This window comes from Amycolatopsis sp. PSD-21 (genome assembly GCF_055561455.1).
The window spans coordinates 7,474,489-7,492,902 of the sequence record NZ_CM145712.1 but is presented as its reverse complement, the minus strand read 5'-3'; the positions used below and the strand labels follow the sequence as shown (position 1 = coordinate 7,492,902).

Annotated in this window: 17 protein-coding genes; 9 read left to right on the top strand and 8 right to left on the bottom strand. The window is 68.8% G+C overall.

All coding sequences use genetic code 11. The features are described from left to right. Window positions 1-16: 16 nt before the first annotated feature. Both ACZ1DY_RS35105 and ACZ1DY_RS35100 read left to right on the top strand, forming a co-directional pair. Window positions 17-1,261, top strand: coding sequence for an MFS transporter (locus tag ACZ1DY_RS35105; protein WP_126732749.1), 1,245 nt, complete (start codon window positions 17-19; stop codon window positions 1,259-1,261). After that, on the top strand, window positions 1,258-2,241 hold the full coding sequence (locus ACZ1DY_RS35100) for a TolB family protein (RefSeq protein ID WP_465482263.1): 984 nt from the start codon (window positions 1,258-1,260) through the stop codon (window positions 2,239-2,241). Before ACZ1DY_RS35105 ends, ACZ1DY_RS35100 begins: the two co-directional genes overlap by 4 nt. Before the next feature lie 51 nt (window positions 2,242-2,292). Here ACZ1DY_RS35100 and ACZ1DY_RS35095 read toward each other — a convergent pair whose 3' ends face one another. The 4 genes from ACZ1DY_RS35095 to ACZ1DY_RS35080 form a co-directional block, all read right to left on the bottom strand. After that, window positions 2,293-2,829, bottom strand: coding sequence for an O-acetyl-ADP-ribose deacetylase (locus ACZ1DY_RS35095; protein ID WP_465482262.1), 537 nt, complete (start codon window positions 2,827-2,829; stop codon window positions 2,293-2,295). Window positions 2,830-2,842: 13 nt separating this feature from the next. Next, window positions 2,843-3,640 (bottom strand): alpha/beta fold hydrolase, encoded by a 798-nt coding sequence (locus tag ACZ1DY_RS35090; RefSeq protein WP_465482261.1) that lies wholly within the window; start codon window positions 3,638-3,640, stop codon window positions 2,843-2,845. 23 nt (window positions 3,641-3,663) lie between these two features. Then, a complete protein-coding gene (locus ACZ1DY_RS35085) occupies window positions 3,664-4,308 on the bottom strand; it encodes a DUF998 domain-containing protein (RefSeq protein ID WP_465482260.1) in 645 nt (214 codons plus the stop codon). A gap of 124 nt (window positions 4,309-4,432) precedes the next feature. After that, window positions 4,433-5,566 (bottom strand): metallophosphoesterase, encoded by a 1,134-nt coding sequence (locus ACZ1DY_RS35080; protein WP_465482259.1) that lies wholly within the window; start codon window positions 5,564-5,566, stop codon window positions 4,433-4,435. Between the two features lie 137 nt (window positions 5,567-5,703). On the opposite strand from ACZ1DY_RS35080, the gene ACZ1DY_RS35075 reads away from it, so the two are divergent. Continuing rightward, on the top strand, window positions 5,704-6,561 hold the full coding sequence (locus tag ACZ1DY_RS35075; RefSeq protein ID WP_465482258.1) for a hypothetical protein: 858 nt from the start codon (window positions 5,704-5,706) through the stop codon (window positions 6,559-6,561). 98 nt (window positions 6,562-6,659) lie between these two features. On the opposite strand, the gene ACZ1DY_RS35070 is transcribed toward ACZ1DY_RS35075, so the two are convergent. Then, the gene (locus ACZ1DY_RS35070; RefSeq protein WP_465482257.1) at window positions 6,660-8,921 is read right to left on the bottom strand and encodes an ATP-binding cassette domain-containing protein; all 2,262 of its coding nucleotides are present in this window, start codon (window positions 8,919-8,921) and stop codon (window positions 6,660-6,662) included. A 78-nt stretch (window positions 8,922-8,999) separates the two neighbouring features. On the opposite strand from ACZ1DY_RS35070, the gene ACZ1DY_RS35065 reads away from it, so the two are divergent. From ACZ1DY_RS35065 to ACZ1DY_RS35045, 5 genes are all read left to right on the top strand, one after another. Next, a complete protein-coding gene (locus ACZ1DY_RS35065; protein ID WP_465482256.1) occupies window positions 9,000-9,782 on the top strand; it encodes a TetR/AcrR family transcriptional regulator C-terminal domain-containing protein in 783 nt (260 codons plus the stop codon). Window positions 9,783-9,792: 10 nt separating this feature from the next. Next, on the top strand, window positions 9,793-10,224 hold the full coding sequence (locus ACZ1DY_RS35060) for a nitroreductase family deazaflavin-dependent oxidoreductase (protein ID WP_257484677.1): 432 nt from the start codon (window positions 9,793-9,795) through the stop codon (window positions 10,222-10,224). Window positions 10,225-10,353: 129 nt separating this feature from the next. Next, a complete protein-coding gene (locus tag ACZ1DY_RS35055; protein ID WP_465482255.1) occupies window positions 10,354-10,869 on the top strand; it encodes a pyridoxamine 5'-phosphate oxidase family protein in 516 nt (171 codons plus the stop codon). Window positions 10,870-10,899: 30 nt separating this feature from the next. Further along, window positions 10,900-12,447: a sensor histidine kinase gene (locus tag ACZ1DY_RS35050; RefSeq protein ID WP_465482254.1), complete on the top strand. Its 1,548-nt coding sequence runs from the start codon at window positions 10,900-10,902 to the stop codon at window positions 12,445-12,447. Next, window positions 12,444-13,091 carry a response regulator gene (locus ACZ1DY_RS35045; RefSeq protein ID WP_257484679.1) on the top strand — a complete coding sequence of 216 codons (648 nt, stop codon included), beginning with the start codon at window positions 12,444-12,446 and terminating at the stop codon, window positions 13,089-13,091. Before ACZ1DY_RS35050 ends, ACZ1DY_RS35045 begins: the two co-directional genes overlap by 4 nt. On the opposite strand, the gene ACZ1DY_RS35040 is transcribed toward ACZ1DY_RS35045, so the two are convergent. Then, complete coding sequence (locus ACZ1DY_RS35040) at window positions 13,088-13,723, bottom strand: sigma-70 family RNA polymerase sigma factor (RefSeq protein WP_257484680.1); 636 nt, start codon at window positions 13,721-13,723, stop codon at window positions 13,088-13,090. The genes ACZ1DY_RS35045 and ACZ1DY_RS35040 overlap by 4 nt on opposite strands. A 226-nt stretch (window positions 13,724-13,949) precedes the next feature. Between ACZ1DY_RS35040 and ACZ1DY_RS35035 the strand changes: the two genes are divergently transcribed. Beyond that, the gene (locus ACZ1DY_RS35035; protein ID WP_465482253.1) at window positions 13,950-15,719 is read left to right on the top strand and encodes a chitinase; all 1,770 of its coding nucleotides are present in this window, start codon (window positions 13,950-13,952) and stop codon (window positions 15,717-15,719) included. Window positions 15,720-16,115: 396 nt separating this feature from the next. Here ACZ1DY_RS35035 and ACZ1DY_RS35030 read toward each other — a convergent pair whose 3' ends face one another. Both ACZ1DY_RS35030 and ACZ1DY_RS35025 read right to left on the bottom strand, forming a co-directional pair. Continuing rightward, complete coding sequence (locus tag ACZ1DY_RS35030; RefSeq protein ID WP_465482252.1) at window positions 16,116-16,760, bottom strand: class I SAM-dependent DNA methyltransferase; 645 nt, start codon at window positions 16,758-16,760, stop codon at window positions 16,116-16,118. 291 nt (window positions 16,761-17,051) lie between these two features. Continuing rightward, on the bottom strand, window positions 17,052-18,410 hold the full coding sequence (locus tag ACZ1DY_RS35025) for a cellulose binding domain-containing protein (RefSeq protein WP_465482251.1): 1,359 nt from the start codon (window positions 18,408-18,410) through the stop codon (window positions 17,052-17,054). Window positions 18,411-18,414 lie beyond the last annotated feature (4 nt).

Sequence of the window (18,414 nt, the reverse complement as noted above, 5' to 3'; positions counted from 1 at the left end):
GCGTTGGAGGTTTCCCATGTACATCGCCACCAGTAGGGGAGCGGACGCCGCGGCGGACGTCCCGAAGAGCGGCGTGAAACGGGCCGTCACCGGGAACGTCGTCGCGCTCGGCCTGGTCAGCCTGGTCACCGACATCTCGTCGGAGATGGTGACCGCGGTACTCCCGCTCTACCTCGTCCTCGGTCTCGGCCTGAGCCCGCTGCAGTTCGGCGTGCTCGACGGCCTCTACTCCGGTGTCACCGCCGTCGTCCGGCTGGTCGGCGGGCATCTCGCGGACCGGTGGCAGCGGCTCAAGGCGGTCGCCTGCTTCGGTTACGGGCTCTCGGCGCTGGGCAAGATCGGCCTGATGATGGCGGGGTCGTCCACCGTCGCGATCGGCGCCGTGCTCGCGGCCGACCGCACCGGCAAAGGCGTCCGGACCGCGCCGCGGGACGCGCTGATCACCTTGAGCAGCGAGCCGGAACACCTCGGCCGCGCGTTCGGTGTGCACCGTGCGATGGACACCTTCGGCGCGTTCCTCGGCCCGCTGGTCGCGATGGCCGTGCTGTGGCTCAGCCTCGGCAGCTACGACTCGGTGTTCTTCACCAGCTTCTGCATCGCCGCGATCGGCGTGATCATCCTGGTGGTGCTGGTCAAGGACCACCAGCCCAAGCCGCGGGCCGAACGGCCGAAGGTCTCCTTGCGGGAGACCGCGGGCCTGATCCGGCAGGCGTCGTTCCGCCGGATCTGCGTGTGGGCCGCACTGCTGGGCCTGGTCACCCTCAGCGACTCGTTCCTCTATCTCGTGCTGCAGCGCCGCTGGGAACTCGGCGCGGTCTTCTTTCCCTTGCTGCCGCTGGGAACCGCCGGCGTGTACCTGCTGCTGGCCGTCCCCTTCGGCAGGCTTTCGGACCGGATCGGCCGCTGGAAGGTGTTCCTCGGCGGGCACGTCGCACTGGTCGTGGCGCTGCTGGCGCTGCTCGGGCCGGTGGACGGCGGCATCCTCGCGGTGCTGGCGCTCGTGCTGCACGGTGTCTTCTACGCGGCCACCGACGGTGTCCTGATGGCCGCCGCCGGGCCGTTGCTGCCCGAGCACCAGCGGGCGAGCGGACTGGCGCTCGTGCAGACCGGGCAGGCGACCACGCGGATGCTCGCGTCCGTCCTTTTCGGACTCGCCTGGACCACGTGGGACCTGCACGCCGCGGTGCTGGTCGCCGCGGGCGCGCTGGCCGTGGTGGTCGTCGCCGCGGCCGTCCTCCGTCCTTTGCGGACCTACGCATGAAGACGCGGATCATCGGAGTGGTGGTGGCGGTCGTCGTCCTGATCGCGGCGGCCGTCGGCTACGGTGTCGTCTCGCGGGACCGCGGGCCGGACGTCAACTCCGTCGCCGTCGTGTCCGGCCAGCCGGTTTCGGTGCAGGCCAAGGGACAACTGCTGTTCCGCAACACCGCCGAAGGCCCCGACTTCGGCCATCTCGCGACCGTCCCGGTCGACCGTCCCGGCGAGCCCCGGAAGGTGTCCGGCCTCAGCTGCGACCGGTTCGCCGCCTCGGCGGGGACCGCGCTGTGCCTGGCCGTCCAGCCCGGGGTGCTGCCGCCGATGACCGACGTCATCGTGCTGGACAAGGACCTCAACGAGATCCGCCGGATCGAACTGCCCGGCACGCCCAGCCGCGGCCGGGTCTCCCCGGACGGGAAACGCGCCTACTGGACGTTGTTCGTCAACGGGGATTCCTACGCGGAGACCGGGTTTTCGACCCGAGCCGGGATCTTCGACCTGACGACCGGGAAGCTGATGAAGAGCATCGAGGAGATGGGGCTCCTGCTCGACGGCAAGCCGTACTACTCGTCCGACGTGAACTACTGGGGGATCACCTTCACCCCCGACGGCAAACGGTTCTACGCGACCGTGGGGACGAAGGGGAAGACGTACCTGGTCGAGGCGGACTACGAAAAGCTTGTCGCGAGGATGATCCGGGAGAACGTCGAATGCCCGTCGCTCTCGCCGGACGGGAAGCGGATCGCCTTCAAGAAGAAGGTTTCCGCCGATCTCGCGGCGCCGTGGCGGCTCGCCGTCCTCGATCTGGCCTCCGGGAAGGAGACCATGCTGGCCGAGACGCGCAGCGTGGACGACCAGGCGACCTGGCTCGACGACCGGACCGTGGCGTACGGCGTGGATTCGGCGATCTGGTCGGTTCCGGCGGACGGGAGCGGGGCGGCCAGGCTGGTGGTCGAGCAGGGCAGTTCGCCGGCGGGTGTGTAGTCGGTCCGGTGGGTCGTGAGTGGCGATTCGGGTTAGAACCCGAATCGCCACTCACGACCCACCCAGGCCCATCGCGTCCGCCTGCTCGCGGAATACGTCGTACGCCGCCTTGCCGAACAGCACGAACCGCACCAGTTCCACGGAGCAAGACCCGGCCGAGAGGGTGTCCATCACGGTTTCGAGGGCGATCTCCGCCGCGGATTCGACCGGCCACCGGTAGATCCCGGTCGAGATCGCGGGGAACGCCACGGTGTGCGCGCCGAGATCGGCGGCGACGTGCAGCGAGTTGCGGTGGCAGGAGGCCAGCAGCGCGGACCGGTCTTCGGAATCGGACCACACCGGCCCGACGGTGTGCACCACCCAGCGCGCCGGGAGGCGGCCCGCCGTGGTGGCGACCGCCTCTCCGGTCTTCAGTCCCTTGCCGTAGTGCCCCGCGCGCAGGGCCCGGCATTCGGCGAGGATCTCCGGCCCGCCGCGCCGGTGGATCGCGCCGTCCACCCCACCGCCACCGAGCAGTGACGAGTTCGCGGCGTTGACCACGACGTCGACCCGCTGTTCGGTGATGTCGCCTTCGACCAGTTCGATCATCGTGATCGCTCCGTCAGTCGGTGAAGTACTCGATCAGGACCGGGGCAACGGCCTTCGGCTTGAGCATATGTGTCTGGCCTTCGATCGTGCGGTGCTCGGCACCGGGGACCGCCTTCGCCAGCGCGGCGACACCGTTGCGGAGCCACGCGGGGCTCTTGCCGCCGTCCATGACCAGCGTCGGCACGGAGACGTCCGCCCAGCGGCCCTCGGGCAGCGGGGTGCCGTCGTGCAGGCCGTCGAACAGGGCGGCGTCGTAGCGCAGGGTCGGCGCGACCTTCTTCAGCTTCGGCCACGCGGGCATGAGCTGCATCATGAAGACGACCGGGGCCGGGACGCGGACGCCTTCCCGCATGAAGGTCTTGATCGCGGTGCCGGGCTTGCCGGTGGCGATGGCCTTCTCCAGCCGTTCGGCGTAGTCGGCCGGGACCGGCGGGCGGGTGTCGTCGACGACCAGCGGGAACTCGTAGACGGCCAGTTTCGTGATCGGGAGCCCCGCTTTCGCGGCTTCGAGGGCGAGCGCGGCGCCGGACGAGATCCCGTAGACGTGGGCGGTGCCGCCCGCTTCCCTGATCAGCGCGGCGATGTCCTCGACCTCGCGGGCGACGGAGAACGGCGCGGTGTCGCCGCTCTCGCCGCGGCCGCGGCGGTCGTAGGTGTAGACGGTGAAGTGCGCGGCCAGTTCGGCGGCCAGCGGCTTGGCCGGGCCGAACTCGCGGTGGCACATCGCGCCGTCGACCAGGATGACGGCGGGGCCGGAGCCGGTGCGGGTGTAGGCGATGGTGGTGCCGTCTTGCGAGGTCACGGTGCTCATGGCGGGAATTCTCCTCGAATGGTCTAGCGAGCGGAACGGAGGATGACGGCGGTGACCCAGCCCCAGGCCAGCATCACGGTGGCCCAGAAGGCGAGCATCACGACGGCGTTCGCGTTGCCGGAGCTGATCCCGGCGAACGAGGCGAAGAACGCGATGCCGGTTGCGCGGGAGTAGACGGCCCAGCCGCGGTGGCCCTCACGGGAAAAGCGGCTCGCGAACACGAAGGTCGCGGCGATCAGCGACAGGAAACCGATCGAGCCGGCGGCCATGTGCAGGACGCCCGCGGTGCTGATCGTGGCCTGGCCGGCGCCGACCGGGAAGTCGTTGCCGGGATCGGCCTTGAAGACCGCGGCGAACAGCAGGCTGACGCCGAAGACTCCCAGCAGCCGTGGCCCCCATGTGCTGCCTCTTCCCGGTTCGAGCGTCCGGCTCAGCCCGATCGCTCCGGCGATCATCAGGACGCCGGTGACCAGGAAGTTCGTCACCTGGATCCAGCCCGCGTCGCCGTTGCTCAGCATGCTCGCCGGGTGCTTCGTCACGTCGAAGCCGTCGCGGACGGCGGCCTGGGTGAGCGTGGTCAGAAAGTACAGCGGGCCCGAGACGGCGCCGCAGGCGAGCAGGGCGCGAGCCGGTAGTGCGACGTGGGTACGGGTGGCGGTGATGGTCATCGTTTCGGCCTTTCGGGGCGGCGAGTGCGTTGGCACAACTCTCGCTCCGAAAGTCTCGGTTGTCAAGACAAAAAAAATTGTCGGTAGCGCCGCTGGGTCACCGTGAGGTGTCGCGACGGGGTGGCTACTTGCCGTTTCGCAAGGTCAGGAGGGTGATCTCGCTCGGCGCGAAGACGCGCAGCGGCGGCCCCCAGAAGCCGGTGCCGCGGCTCGTGTACAGCTGCGTGCGCTCGCCGTGGCGCGAAAGACCGGCCAGGACGGGCTGGTCGAGCCGGACCAGGAGATGGAACGGCCAGATCTGGCCGCCGTGGGTGTGCCCGGAGATCTGGAGATCGATGCTGGCCTCGGCGGCCTGCTTGACCTGCTTCGGCTGGTGGGCGAGCAGGACGACCGGGGTGCTCGCGGGGACGCCGTCGAGCGCGGCGGGAAGGTCGGGGCCGTGGCCGGGCAGGCCGGACGCGGCGCCGGTCGGGTCGTCGATGCCGGCGAAGACGAGCGTGTCCCCGCCGCGGCTGACGGGCAGGTGCCGGTTGTGCAGCGTCTCCCAGCCGAGGTCGCGCATGTGGTCGAGCCAGGCCTGCGCCTCGCCGAAGTACTCGTGGTTGCCGGTGATGTAGAACTTGCCGAGCTTCGCCCGCACCTTTCCGAGCGGCGCCACCTGGTGCGCGCGTTTGGCGACCGAACCGTCGGCGAGGTCACCGGCGTGGGCCACGACGTCGGCGTCGAGCTCGTTCACCGCTTCGACGACCTTCTCCGACCACGCCGTCCGGTTCAGCGGGCCGAAGTGGGTGTCGGTGATGATCGCGAAGCGGAGACCGTCGAGCCCCGCGCCGAGGCGGGGGAGCACGACGTCGAGTTCCTTGAGCCTCGGCACGCGTCGCGCCTCGAACATCCCGTACGCCGCCAGCGCCGCGAAGGCGACCAAGACGACGCCGGACACGATTCCCGCCGCACTGTCCACTCCGGACACCGCGAGAACGAGCCGCAGCACGTTTCCGAGTACCGACAAGGAGAACAGCAGCCAGATCAGCCCGAGGGAGAGGTCGCCGACCTTCGCCGCGAGATCACGCTGCCATGGGCCGTGGCCGAGGACCATGCACGCGGGCACGGCGAGGGCGGCGGCGGCGAACACGATCGTGCCGAGGACTTCGAGCGCGGCCGGGAGTTCGGGGGAGCCGACGATCGTCCACCACGGCACACCGAAGAGGAGGGCGAGAACGGCGATCAGCGCGGCGACGCGGACAAGGATGCGGGGCATGATGACGGCCAGAGTAACAGCCCATTGGTCTCTACCGCCGTCTTCGCTGAGGACGTCTCAGGTACGTAGGCGGGCGTACGCGCGGTGTCGCTTCACGGCCGACGCTTTTCGTCCAGCCGCGGAAGACACTCTTCGGCATGAAGTCACGGACGATCGAACGCGTCGCCTGCGCGACCGGGGCGCTCCTGTTCCTCAGCGGTCTCGTGCACGCGGTCGTGCTGATCGCGTCCGGCGGTTCGTGGACCGGGCCGGTGTCGATGCGGAAGGCGGTCACGTTCGGCCTGTCTTTCGGACTGACGCTGATCACCGTCGCCTGGGCGACGTCGTACGTCGCGGTGCGGCCGCGCGTGCGGAACGTGCTGCTCGGCGTCTTGACCGGGGCGAGTGTCGTCGAGACGGTGCTCGTGAGCTTGCAGGCCTGGCGCGGGGTGCCGTCGCATTTCAACTTCGAGACCGGCTTCGACAACGCCGTCTCGACGACGCTCGCCGCAGGTGGCGGCGTCATCATCCTGACGGCGGTCTCGTTCACGGCCGCGGCTCTGCGCGGCGACGGGGAGACGTCGGCGAGCATGCGGCTCGCGGTGCGGTTCGGGCTCGTCGCGCTGCTGGTGGCGCTGGGCGCGGGCGCGGCGATGATCGCGAGCGGCGTCGCCGAGGCGCGGGGCGGGAACCCGCAGGCCGCGTACACCACCGCCGGCGCGCTGAAGCCGCTGCACGCGGTGGCGATGCACGCGATCCTCATCGTGCCGGGGCTGGCCTGGCTGCTGCGGTTCGCGGAGTGGACGGAACGGCGGCGCGTGCGGCTGGTGTGGGTGGCGATCGGTGCCTATTCGGTGCTGACCGCGGTGGTGGGGCTGGAATCGGTCGCGGGGGTTTCGCCGCTGGCAGCCTCGCCGGTGGAGATGGTGACGTCGGGAGTCGCTTTGGGGGTACTGGGTCTTATCGGTGCGGTGGCCGTTCGTGAAGCGGTTCGGCGCCGGTCCCGGGTGTCGTGAGCATCTCCTCCGGCGTTGCGAAAGCCACTTTCGCAACCTTCAACGTTGCGAAAGTGGCTTTCGCAACACGCCACTCAGATCACCTACGACAGCACGCGCTACTGGCCCACGTAAGTGCGAAGGTGCCGTGCCGTGAGCGTGTCACCGGAGGCGACCAGATCCGCCGGAGTCCCCGTGAACACCACCTGGCCGCCTTCCGAGCCGGCGCCCGGCCCGAGATCCACGATCCAGTCCGCGTGCGCCATCACCGCCTGGTGATGTTCGATCACCACCACCGTGTTCCCGTCGTCGACGAGCCGGTCCAGCAGGCCGAGCAGCTGGTCGACGTCGGCGAGGTGCAGGCCGGTGGTCGGTTCGTCGAGGACGTAGGTCGCGGACTTCTCCGCCATCCGGATGGCCAGTTTGATCCGCTGCCGTTCCCCGCCGGACAGCGTCGTGAGCGGCTGCCCGAGCCCGAGGTAGCCGAGGCCGACGTCGGCGAGCCGGTCCAGGATCGTCCGTGCCTGCCCGGACGGGAAGAACTCGCGCGCCTCGGCGACCGGCATCGCGAGTACCTCGCTGATGTCCTTGCCCCGCAGCTTGTACGTCAGCACTTCGGCGGTGAACCGCTTGCCTTCGCATTCCTCGCAGACGGTCGCCACACCGGCCATCATCGCCAGGTCGGTGTAGATCAGCCCGATGCCCTTGCACTTCGGGCAAGCGCCTTCGGAGTTCGCGCTGAACAGGGCCGCCTTGACGCCGTTGGCCTTGGCGAAGGCGGTGCGGATCGGGTCGAGCAGGCCGGTGTAGGTCGCCGGGTTGCTGCGCCGAGAACCGCGGATGGCCGATTGGTCGAGCACCACCACGTCGTCCCTTGTGGACAGTGAACCGTGGATGAGCGAGCTCTTGCCGGAGCCGGCGACGCCGGTGACCACGGTCAGCACGCCCAGCGGGATGTCGACGTCCACCCCGCGCAGGTTGTGCCGGGTCGCGTTCCGGATCGGGATCTGCCCGGTGGCCACGCGGACGTCGGTGCGCAACCGCGCCCGGTGGTCGAGGTGCCGCCCGGTCAGCGTGCCGGACGCGCGCAGTCCGGCGACGTCGCCGGTGTAGCAGATCCGCCCGCCGTTCGGCCCGGCGCCGGGGCCGAGGTCGACGACGTGGTCGGCGATCTCGATCGTCTCCGGTTTGTGCTCGACGACGAGCACGGTGTTCCCCTTGTCCTTCAAGAGAAGCAGGAGACCGTTCATCCGCTGGATGTCGTGCGGGTGCAGCCCGACGGTCGGCTCGTCGAAGACGTAGGTGACGTCGGTGAGGCTGGAACCCAGGTGCCGCACCATCTTCACGCGCTGCGCCTCGCCGCCGGACAGCGTGCCGGACTCACGGTCGAGGCTCAGGTAGCCGAGGCCGATCTCCACGAGCGAGTCGAGGGTTTCGCGCAGGGTCTGCATCAGCGGCCCGACCGACGGATCGTCGATCTTGCGGAGGAAGTCGGCCAGGTCGCTGATCTGCATCGACGAGCAGTCGGCGATGTTCAGTCCCTCGATCTTCGAGGACAGCGCCGCCTGGTTGAGCCGCGCGCCTTCACACGACGGGCACTGCCGGAAGGTGATCGCCCGGTCCACGAAGGCCCGGATGTGCGGCTGCGTCGCTTCCTTGTCCTTCGACAGGAACAGCCGCTGCACCTTCACGAGAAGGCCTTCGTAGGTGGTGTTCATCCCGCCGAGCTTCATCTTGGTGGCGGGTTTGTGCATGAAGTCTTCCCACTGCTGCGGGGTGTAGTCCTTCAGCTTGACCGCGGGATCGACGAAACCGGATTCCGCCAGCCCCTTCCAGTACCAGCTGCCGGGCGTGAAGTTCGGGACGGTGATCGCCCCTTCGTCGAGTGAAAGCTCTTTGTCGACTAGCTGGTCGACGTCGATGCTGGAGACCTTGCCCAGCCCCTCGCATTCGGGGCACATCCCCTCGGGCAGGTTGAAGCTGAACGCGCCCGACGTCCCCACGTGCGGTGTTCCCAGCCTGCTGAAGACGATCCGCAGCATCGTGTGCGCGTCGGTCGCGGTGCCGACCGTGGACCGGGAATTGGCGCCCATCCGCTCCTGGTCGACGACGATCGCGGCGCTCAGGTTCCGCAGCGCGTCCACGTCCGGCCGTCCGACCGGGGCCATGAAGGACTGGATGAACGCGGTGTAGGTCTCGTTGATCAGCCGCTGCGACTCCGCGGCGATGGTGCCGAACACCAAGGACGACTTCCCCGAGCCCGAAACACCGGTGAAGACGGTGAGGCGGCGTTTGGGGATGTCGACCGAGACGTCGGCGAGGTTGTTCTCTCTGGCTCCGCGCACCTGGATCATGTCGTGGCTGTCGGCGGCCGAAGGCATGGCTCTCCCCTGGTTGGAACTCTTTAGCCTGTAAAGTGAGGGTAGCAGAGGTTAGTTTATGCTGTAAGGAGTTGGCAAGTGGTCGTCTACGCGGCGCAGGGGGACCCCCGGCGGTCGATGGCACTGCTGTGGCGGACCGAGTCGCCGGACGCCGAGCGGCCCGGCCCCAAACCGGGGCTTTCGGTGGAGCTGATCGTCGAAACCGCCATCGCCATCGCGGACGCCGAAGGCATGACGGGGCTTTCGATGCGGGCCGTCGGCGACCGGCTCGGCCGGACGGCCATGGCGCTCTACACCTACGTCCCGAGCAAGAGCGAACTGGTCGACCTCATGTACGACACGGCGCTCGCCGAGCTTCCGGCCGCCTACGACGGCGACGGCTGGCGGGCCGACGCCGCGCGCTGGGCCGAGGATCTCTGGGACTTCTATCTCCGGCACCCCTGGGTCCTGCAGGTCTCGCAGGCGCGGCCGGTGCTCGGACCGAACGAGTACGTCGTCCTCGAGGCGCTGGTGAAGATCCTGCGCCGGACCGGATTGCGCCCGACGGCGCTGCGGCGGCTGGTCAGCGCCCTGTACTCGTGTGTGCGCGAGCCGGCCAGGACGGCCTCGGAGGCGCGGCTGGCGGAGAAGGCGACGGGGCAGTCCGACGACGAGTGGTGGTACGCGCGCTCCGCGCATCTGAAGGAGGTCTCGCCGGACTTCGCCGAGCGTTTCCCGACGCTGACCTGGATGGAGAGCGAGCACGCGTTCCGGATGGAGGACGAGACAGTGTCCTATCTGGAGCAGGAGGCGAGGGAGGCCTTCGAGTTCTCGCTGAGGGTCATCCTGGACGGAATCGAAGTCGCGACGAAAGCGGAGTAGCCTTCTCCGCATGCCCTCCGATTTCGCCTTGAAGACCATGAACGCCGTCCACCGCGTCATCCAGAAGGTCAGCGGCGGCCGCGCCGGCTGGCAGGTCGCCGGGATGACCGTCCTGGAACTGACCACCATCGGCCGCAAATCCGGCCAGCCGCGCACCGTCCTGCTGACTTCGCCGCTGCGCGAGGGCGACGCGTACGTCATCGTCGCCTCCCGCGGCGGCGACGACCAGCACCCGGCGTGGTTTCTCAACCTCCGCGACAACCCCGACGTCCAGGTCACCCTGAAGGGCGAGAGCGCGAAGCCGATGGTCGCGACCGTGGCCGACGCCGAGCAGCGCGCCCGCCTGTGGCCCAAGATCACCGCGGACTACAAGAACTACGCGCAGTACCAGACCAAGACCGACCGGGAGATCCCCGTGGTGCTGCTGAGCCCGAAGGCGTAGGTGGGTGTTCGGTCCAGGTGGTCGTGAGTGGCGATTCGGGTTCTAACCCGAATCGCCACTCACGACCGCCGCCTCCCCCGCACGGGCCGGGTCCATCGGCCCTACCGGCGAGTCGATAAGCCGGGGACCGTGGATCTCTACGAACCACACGACGAGAACGCGGGGATGCCGATGTCCGACTCCTTGGGTCTCGAGACGCTCGGCCGCGAGCAGTGCCTGGCGCTGCTCGCGGGCGCCGGGCTCGGCCGGGTGGTGTTCACTTCGCGCGCCATGCCGGCGATCCAGCCCGCGCGGTTCGCGCTCCACCACGGCGCCATCGTGGTGCGGACCCCGGCGCAGAGCGCGTTGTTCGCCGGGATACTCGACAGCGTGGTGGCGTTCGCCGTCGACGAGTTCGCCAAGGACCTGGGGACGGGCTGGTTCGTCACCGTCGTCGGCCGCGCCTCCGAGGTGCGTGATCCGATCGTGATCGCCGAGCTCGAGACGCTGCCGCTGGGCTGCTGGACTGGTCAGGCCGACTCCCGCTACCTCCGGATCCCGATCGAGTCGGTGACCGGACGGAGGATCCTCGGCGCTCGCGGTAACGAAGCACTGTCCGTGATCGACGCACCAGATGAGCGATCCGGGCGCGTCTGTCATTCCTGACCCCACTGCCCGGGGAGTTACTCCGGGACGGTGACGCCAGTGCGGCGGGTGAGTGCGGCGAGCGACGCCAAAGCGCCCAGGATTCTGGACGCCGTGGCCGGGATCGCCCACGATCTCAGCCTCTCCGACGTCCTGCGGCGCCTGGTCGAATCGGCCTGCGAGCTGACCGGTGCGCCATTCGGCGCGCTGAGCGTGCTCGATTCGGACGAGTTCATCCGCTTCGGCGACGCCTGGGAGCGGCCGCCGTCCGAGGACGAGGCCCGGGTGGTGCCGATCCGCATGCGCGGCCGCATCTTCGGGCTGCTGTACCTCGCCCGTAAACCGGACGGCGAGGACTTCACCGAAACCGAGGACGACCTGCTCGTCGCGCTCACCGCGGCGGCCGGTGTGGTGATCGAGAACGCCGCCCTGTTCGACCAGGTGCAGCGGCGCGAGCGCTGGCTCGAAGCCTCCTACCACGTCACCGGCGCGCTCCTGGCCGACCAGGATCTGACCGCGACCCTCCGCCTCATCGCCGAACGCGCCCGCGTCGTCGCCGGCGGTTCGGCGGGCGCGGTCGCCCGTCCGCGCGGTGACGGCATGCTGGTCTTCGAGATCGTCGAGCCGCCGGGGCCGGACGCCGACCGGATCGCCGGGGTCACCGTGCCGACCGAGGGCACCGCGACCGGGCTGGCGTACACGAGCGGCAAACCCGTCGTGGTCCGGGAGTACGGCGACAAGGTGATCGAGCACCAGGGTGGCCGCGGCGTCACGATGCCCGCGATGATCAAGGATCTCGATTCCACGGTCGCCGTCCCGTTGATCGTCGGCGAGGAGAAGCTCGGCGTCCTGCTGGTGGCGAAGTTCCGCGACAAGACCCCGTTCTCCGCCTACGACGTCCAGCTCGCCGAGACCTTCGCCGCGCACGCCGCGCTCGCGGTCGAGTTCGCCCGCGCGCAGCAGGACAGGCAGCGGCTCGCCGTCTTCGAAGACCGCGACCGGATCGCCCGCGACCTGCACGACCTGGTGATCCAGCGGCTGTTCGCGATCGGGCTCGGCCTGGAGGGGCTCGGCAGGCTCGCGGGCGAACCCGCCGTCGCCGACCGCGTGACCGGCTTCGCGCACGAGATCGACCGCACGATCCGCGAGATCCGCAACAGCATCTTCTCGCTGCAGGAGCCGGCGGAGGCGCAGGGCAGCCTCAGATCGGAGCTGCTGCGCGTCGCGCTGGACGCGGGCTGCGCGTCCGAACCCCGGGTCGGCTTCGACGGGCCGCTCGACTCGGCGGTGCCGGACACGGTCCGCTCCGACCTCATCGCGACCCTGCGCGAAGCACTGTCCAATGTGGTCAGACACGCCGAAGCGACGGCGGTCGCGGTCGACGTCTCCGTCGACCGCGACGGCCGGTGGCTGAAACTCTCGGTGGTGGACGACGGCGTCGGCATGCCCGCCGAACCCGGCCACCGCAGCGGTGTGGCGAACCTGGCCGAACGCGCGGCCCGCTGGAACGGCTCGTTCGCCGTCGAAGCGGCGCCGGAAGGCGGGACGAAGCTCGACTGGTCGGTGGAGCTGCCGGCCCGACAGGGGAGTGTGCGATGACGATTTCGGTGTTCCTGCTGGACGATCACGAACTCGTCCGTACCGGATTGAAGACGGTCTTCGAGGCCGAAGACGATCTCACCGTGGTCGGCGAAGCGTCCACGGCCGCCGAGGCGTACGTGCGGATCCCTGCGGTCAAACCGCAGGTCGCGGTGCTCGACGTCCGGCTCCCGGACGGCGAGGGGGTCAGTGTCTGCCGGGAGATCCGGGCATCGATCGACCCGCCGCCCGCCTGCCTGATGCTGACGTCCTATTCGGACGACGACGCGTTGTTCGGCGCGATCATGGCCGGCGCGGCCGGGTACATGCTCAAGCAGGTTTCCGGTGCCGCGCTCGTCAAGGCGGTCCGCACGGTCGCCGCGGGCGGATCGCTCCTCGACAGCACGCTGACGGCCTCGGTGATGAACCGGCTGCGCGGGGAGAGCGACCTCCCGGACCCGCGGTACGAACAGCTGAGCCCGCAGGAGCGGCGGGTGCTCGATCACATCGCCGACGGGCTGACCAACCGCCAGATCGCGGAAAAGCTGTACCTGGCGGAGAAGACGGTCAAGAACTACGTGTCGTCCCTGCTGCACAAGCTCGGTTTCGAACGCCGCACGGCCGCCGCCGTCTACGCCACGCAACGCCGTAAGCCCACTTCCTAGAAGAACGTGAACCCGCCGGCGAAATCGGGGTTCTCGCGCAGTACCCGGCGCAGTTCGTTGAGGGCCCGGTGCTGGGTGACGCGGACCGCGCCCGCGCTCGCCATACCCAGCGCGCCGGCCGTCTCTTCGGCGCTGTACCCGTGGATCACGCGCAACACCAGCACGTCGCGTTGTTTCGCCGAAAGGACCTCGAACAGCCGCGACAACCGGCGGCGGCGATCGGCCTTCTCGACCTCCTCGAACGTCGGATTCCACGGTCCGTCCTGTTCGGGCTCGGGATCGGGCACCGGCGCGGACGGGTCGCGGGCCAAGTTGCGGCGGACGTCGGCGACCTTGTGCGAAGCGATCCCGAAGACGTACGGCAGGAAGCTGTTGTCCTGGTAACTGTAGCGCGGCAGGGCGACGAGGACGGCCATCAGGACTTCCTGGGCGCAGTCTTCGGCGTTGGAGACGCCGCGTATCGTCCCGCCCAGCCTGCCCGCGCAGTAGCGGAACACGATCGGCCGCAGGAGCGCCAGCAGCCTGCCGACGGCCCGCCGGTCGCCGCTGATCGCCGCACGGATCAGCTCGCCGTCCGGTTCTCCCGGGCGGGGCTGATATGTCGGGCGCACGGCTTCTGACACGGCGGTCACGCCGATTCTGCCGTTCTCGGTCCCATCGTCCCCACCTCCCGGAAGCCCCCAGCCCTGTTTGGCCCTTCCGACGTTACGGAGCGCGCCCCCGCGTCACACCGGTCCAGCAGCCCGGAGTAGTCGGGTCTTTGGACCCTGGTGCCGCCGGGGGTATGGACTTTCTCCGGATTGGTCTAGACAATTAGCCCAGTGCGGCGGCAGGCCGCCCTTTCACGGAGGAATCGCGATGAGGCGTTCCAGATCCTTGGCATTTCTGGCCGTTTTGGTGCTCGTCTTCACCGGCCTGGTCACCGGCGGCGGCACCGCGAGCGCGGCCAACCTGCTCCTCAATCCCGGGTTCGAGGCGGGTTCGACGTCCGGCTGGACCTGCGCGGCGGGCGCGACCGTGACCACGCCGGTCCGTTCGGGCGGTTACGCCGTTTCGGTCACGCCCGGCTCGACGATCGGGAAATGCGCACAGACGGTATCCGTCCAGCCGAACACGACCTACGCGGTCTCCGCCTGGGTGAACGGGAACCCCGTGTACCTCGGCGTCACGGGCGGGCCCTCGACCTGGACTGCGGCGACCTCGTACACGCAGTTGTCGCTTTCGTTCACGACGTCGGCCACGCAGACGACGGCGGAGGTGTACGTCCACGGCTGGTACGGGTCGGGCACCTACTACGCGGACGACATCAGCCTCGACGGACCCGGCGGTGGCACCCCCGGCGCGCCGCCCGCACCGGGGAATCCGGCCGTGGGCACGGTGACGAGCTCGTCGATCGCGCTCTCGTGGGGCGCCTCGGCGGGGACGGTGACCGGCTACCGCGTGTACGAGGCGGGCAAGGTGGTCGCGACGGTGACCGGGACCTCGGCGACGATCTCGGGGCTGACCGCCTGTTCGTCGCACAGCTATTCGGTGGCCGCGTACAACAGCGCGGGCGAATCGCCCAAGACCTCGGAGGCGGGCGCCACGACCTCGGGCTGCGTCGACTCCGGCCTGCCGAAGCACGCGCTGATCGGCTACCTGCACGCGAGTTTCGCCAACGGTTCCGGCTACACGCGGATGGCCGACGTCCCGGCGGCGTGGGACATCGTCAACCTGGCCTTCGGTGAACCGACCTCGGTGACCTCCGGCGACATCCGCTTCACGCGGTGCCCGGTCGCGGAATGCCCGACGGTGGAAAGCGACGCGGACTTCATCGCCGCGATCCGCGCGAAGCAGGCGCAGGGCAAGAAGGTGCTGATCTCCATCGGCGGCCAGAACGGCCAGGTGCAGCTGACCACGACCGCGGCGCGGGACGCGTTCGTCAGCTCGGTGTCCGCGATCATCGACCGGTACGGGTTGAACGGGCTCGATATCGACTTCGAGGGGCACTCGCTGTACCTCAACCCGGGCGACAACGACTTCCGCAATCCGACGACGCCGGTGATCGTCAATCTCATTTCGGCGCTGAAGACGTTGAAAGCCCGCTATGGTGCGGGATTCGTGCTGACGATGGCGCCGGAGACGTTCTTCGTGCAGACCGGATACCAGTACTACGGCGGCCTCGGCGGCGCCGACAACCGGACGGGCTCGTACCTCCCGGTGATCCACGCGATGCGGGACGCGCTGACCGTACTGCACGTCCAGGACTACAACTCCGGGCCGGTGATGGGGCTGGACAACCAGTACCACTTCATGGGCGGCGCGGACTTCCACATCGCGATGACCGACATGATCAAGGCGGGTTTCACGGTGTCCTCGACCGGATTCCGGTTCCCGGGGCTGCGTGAGGACCAGATCGCGTTCGGCCTGCCCGCCGCGGTGAGCGCGGGCAACGGGCACACCGCTCCGGCGGCCGTGCATTCGGCGCTGAACTGCCTGGTGAAGAACTCCGGCTGCGGGTCGTATTCCCTGCGTGGCGGTGCTTCGCCGGCGTTGCGCGGGCTGATGACGTGGTCGATCAACTGGGACCGGTACTACGGGTGGGAGTTCCAGAACGCCCACGAGCCGTTCCTGAACGCTCTGCCCTGACCGCATTCAGAGGACTGAATGCGGCGGTTGTAAGTACGTGAAGGCCCCCTTCATTGCGCTAGACGCAGTGAAGGGGGCCTTCACGTATTTCAGGGCTTGCGGGCCTCGGGACCGGCTCGGTCCGTGCGCCCCGGCAGCCGTGTCGCCCACATCGACAACGCGCTGCGGGACAGCGCACCGGCCGAGCCGACGGTGCTGGACACCGACCGGCGAATCGAGAACCTACTCCGCGTTCCTCGGCAACCCCCGAGTCCCCACGGGGGAGAAGACCCGGCTTCGGCGCGAGCACGACCGTGTCCAACGAGTGCTCGACAGCATCGACGAGGCCACCAGCACCGCTGGGAGGACACCCGCATGTCCTCCGGTTCCGACTGGCGAGCCCGACATATGCAGAAGTCAGGACTTACTGCGTGCGAAAAGAATCGCTTGCTGAGCTTTCGCATCCGGGTCGAGCAGCATCTGAGCCTCGACCACGAATCCGGCATCGCGCAGCCAGGATGCCACCTGGTCAGGCTGACGGCGGTGGACATGGACCTTCATCGGGTGACCGCCATAGCCCTCCGTCTTCAACCGCGACTCGTCGCCGACGTGAAACAGGAGCTGCAGCGGTCCGCCGAGACGCAATGCTCGGTGGAAGTGCCCGAACACAGTCGGCACATCGTCGTCAGGGATGTGGATCAACGACTGCCAGGCGAGCAGGCCGGCCACCGAAGCGACGGGGAGGTCCAGGTCCGTCATCGAGCCCACCTCGAACCGCAGGCCGGGGTGGTCGCGCCGGGCCACGTCGATCATCCCAGGGGAGAGGTCGACACCGAAGGCGTCGACACCGAGCTCATGCAGGTGGGCGGTGACTTCACCGGGGCCGCAGCCCACGTCCGCGACCGGCCCGCCGCCAGCGATCCGCACGCTGTCGGCGAACAACGCCAGAGCCGCGCGCAGGTACTGGTGTCCGGCGAGGGCGCCGCGCACTTGGGCGGCATAGCTGACCGCGACCGTGTCATAAGAGGTTCGGGTGTCGGCCAACCAGTCATCCGTGGTCACGACCGGCACGATATTCCATGATCACGACCTCGTGGACGGCCGACGCAGAGAGACCGATCATCGGCCGCCAACTGGCCCAGAACTCTGCCACGTTTCCGCAGACCGCAATGCAGGAGAGCACACCATGCCGCTGACCACCGAACAGCGCCGCCGCAACGCGACACGCTCACAACGGGACACGGCCACTGCCGCGACAACCGACGAGGACCGCATCCAGAGGACGAAACGCGGGCGAAAGGAGCGGGCCCGCACCGTGCAGCATCGGTGCGGGCCCGCGGTTCGAAGGGGACGTCAGAAAGCCGCGGTGATCCGCGTGAAGTCCCAGTCGTTCTGTGCGATACCACTGCAGTTCTCGGCGACCCCGCCGTTCGGGCAGCCGCGGTCGCGGTTGGCCGACCAGAACGCCAGCCTTGCGATCTTGTTGGTCTTGGACCAGTCGGTGATCCGCGTCCAGGTGTCGAGACTCGTCAGTTCGCGCTGGTCCGAGAGACCGTTCATGCCGCTGATGCCGAGGTGGCCGTACGCCGTGGCGTCGTTCCACCCGAAGGTCGACTTCAGCTTGTCGCGCAAGCCGTTCGCCGCCCGGATCGTGTTGCCGTACATGTCCGCGCCACCACCGAAATCGAACGGCATGATCGTGTAGACGTCGATCCCGGCGTTCAGTGCCTTCGACTGGTCGATGAGCCGGTTGCCCCAGGAGTTCGGGCCGCTGGTCGTCGTGCCGAAGGTGAGGATGGTCTGGATACCGGGGTTGTTCGCCTTCACGATCTTCAGCGCGTTCAGCACGCGGTCCTGCACGACCGCGTTTTCGAACTCGTCGGTGTTCTCGATGTCGATGTCGATCGCCTTGAGACCGTAGGCGTCGATCACCTTCTGGTAGGCCCCGGCGAGCGCTTCCGGCGTCGAGCAGTTCGGGCCGAGCTTGTTGCCGCTCCACCCGCCGAAGGACGGCACGATCTGCCCGCCCGCGGCCTTGATCTGCGCGATCGCGTTCGCGTCGACGCCGCCCTGCAGCGGACGGCTGCCGTCCCAGGCGGGGTTGCAGCCACCGGAGGAAAGGATGAACGCCATCGTGAACCATTTGATCCCGGTCGCGTTCATGACCGTCTGCGGGTTCGGCGGGCTGCCCCAGCCCATGTAGAGATACGGTGCGCCACGGCCGCCGGGCAGCGGCGGGTTGCTCGTGGTCGTCGTCGGAGAGGTGGTGGTGGGCGTGGTCGGCGTCGTGGTCGGACCGCCGCCGCCCGGATCGCACGAACCACCGTTGATCTTGCAGTTCGCCGGGGCGACGTAGCCCCCGGAGTATTTGACGTTGAAGCCGAAGCTGGTGGAACCGCCGTTGGACAGGTTGCCGTTCCAGGTGTTCTTCACCGTCACGTGCTGGCCGGAGACTGAGTAGCTGCCGTCCCACAGCGAAGCGATCGAGTGCCCCGCGGGGAGGTCGAATTCGACCGTCCACGTGGGAAGGCTCGATCCCGAGTTGTTGCTGATCGTGTACTTGCCTTCCCAGCCGGAGCCCCAATCGGAACCCTTGCTGAAGGCGGCGCCGACGCCGCCGGCCGCGGAGGCCGGCGCGATCACGAGGACCGCGCCGGCCGTTGCGGCAGCGGCGGACAGGCCGATGGCCTGGATCCAAGTCCGCTTGCCCACTGTC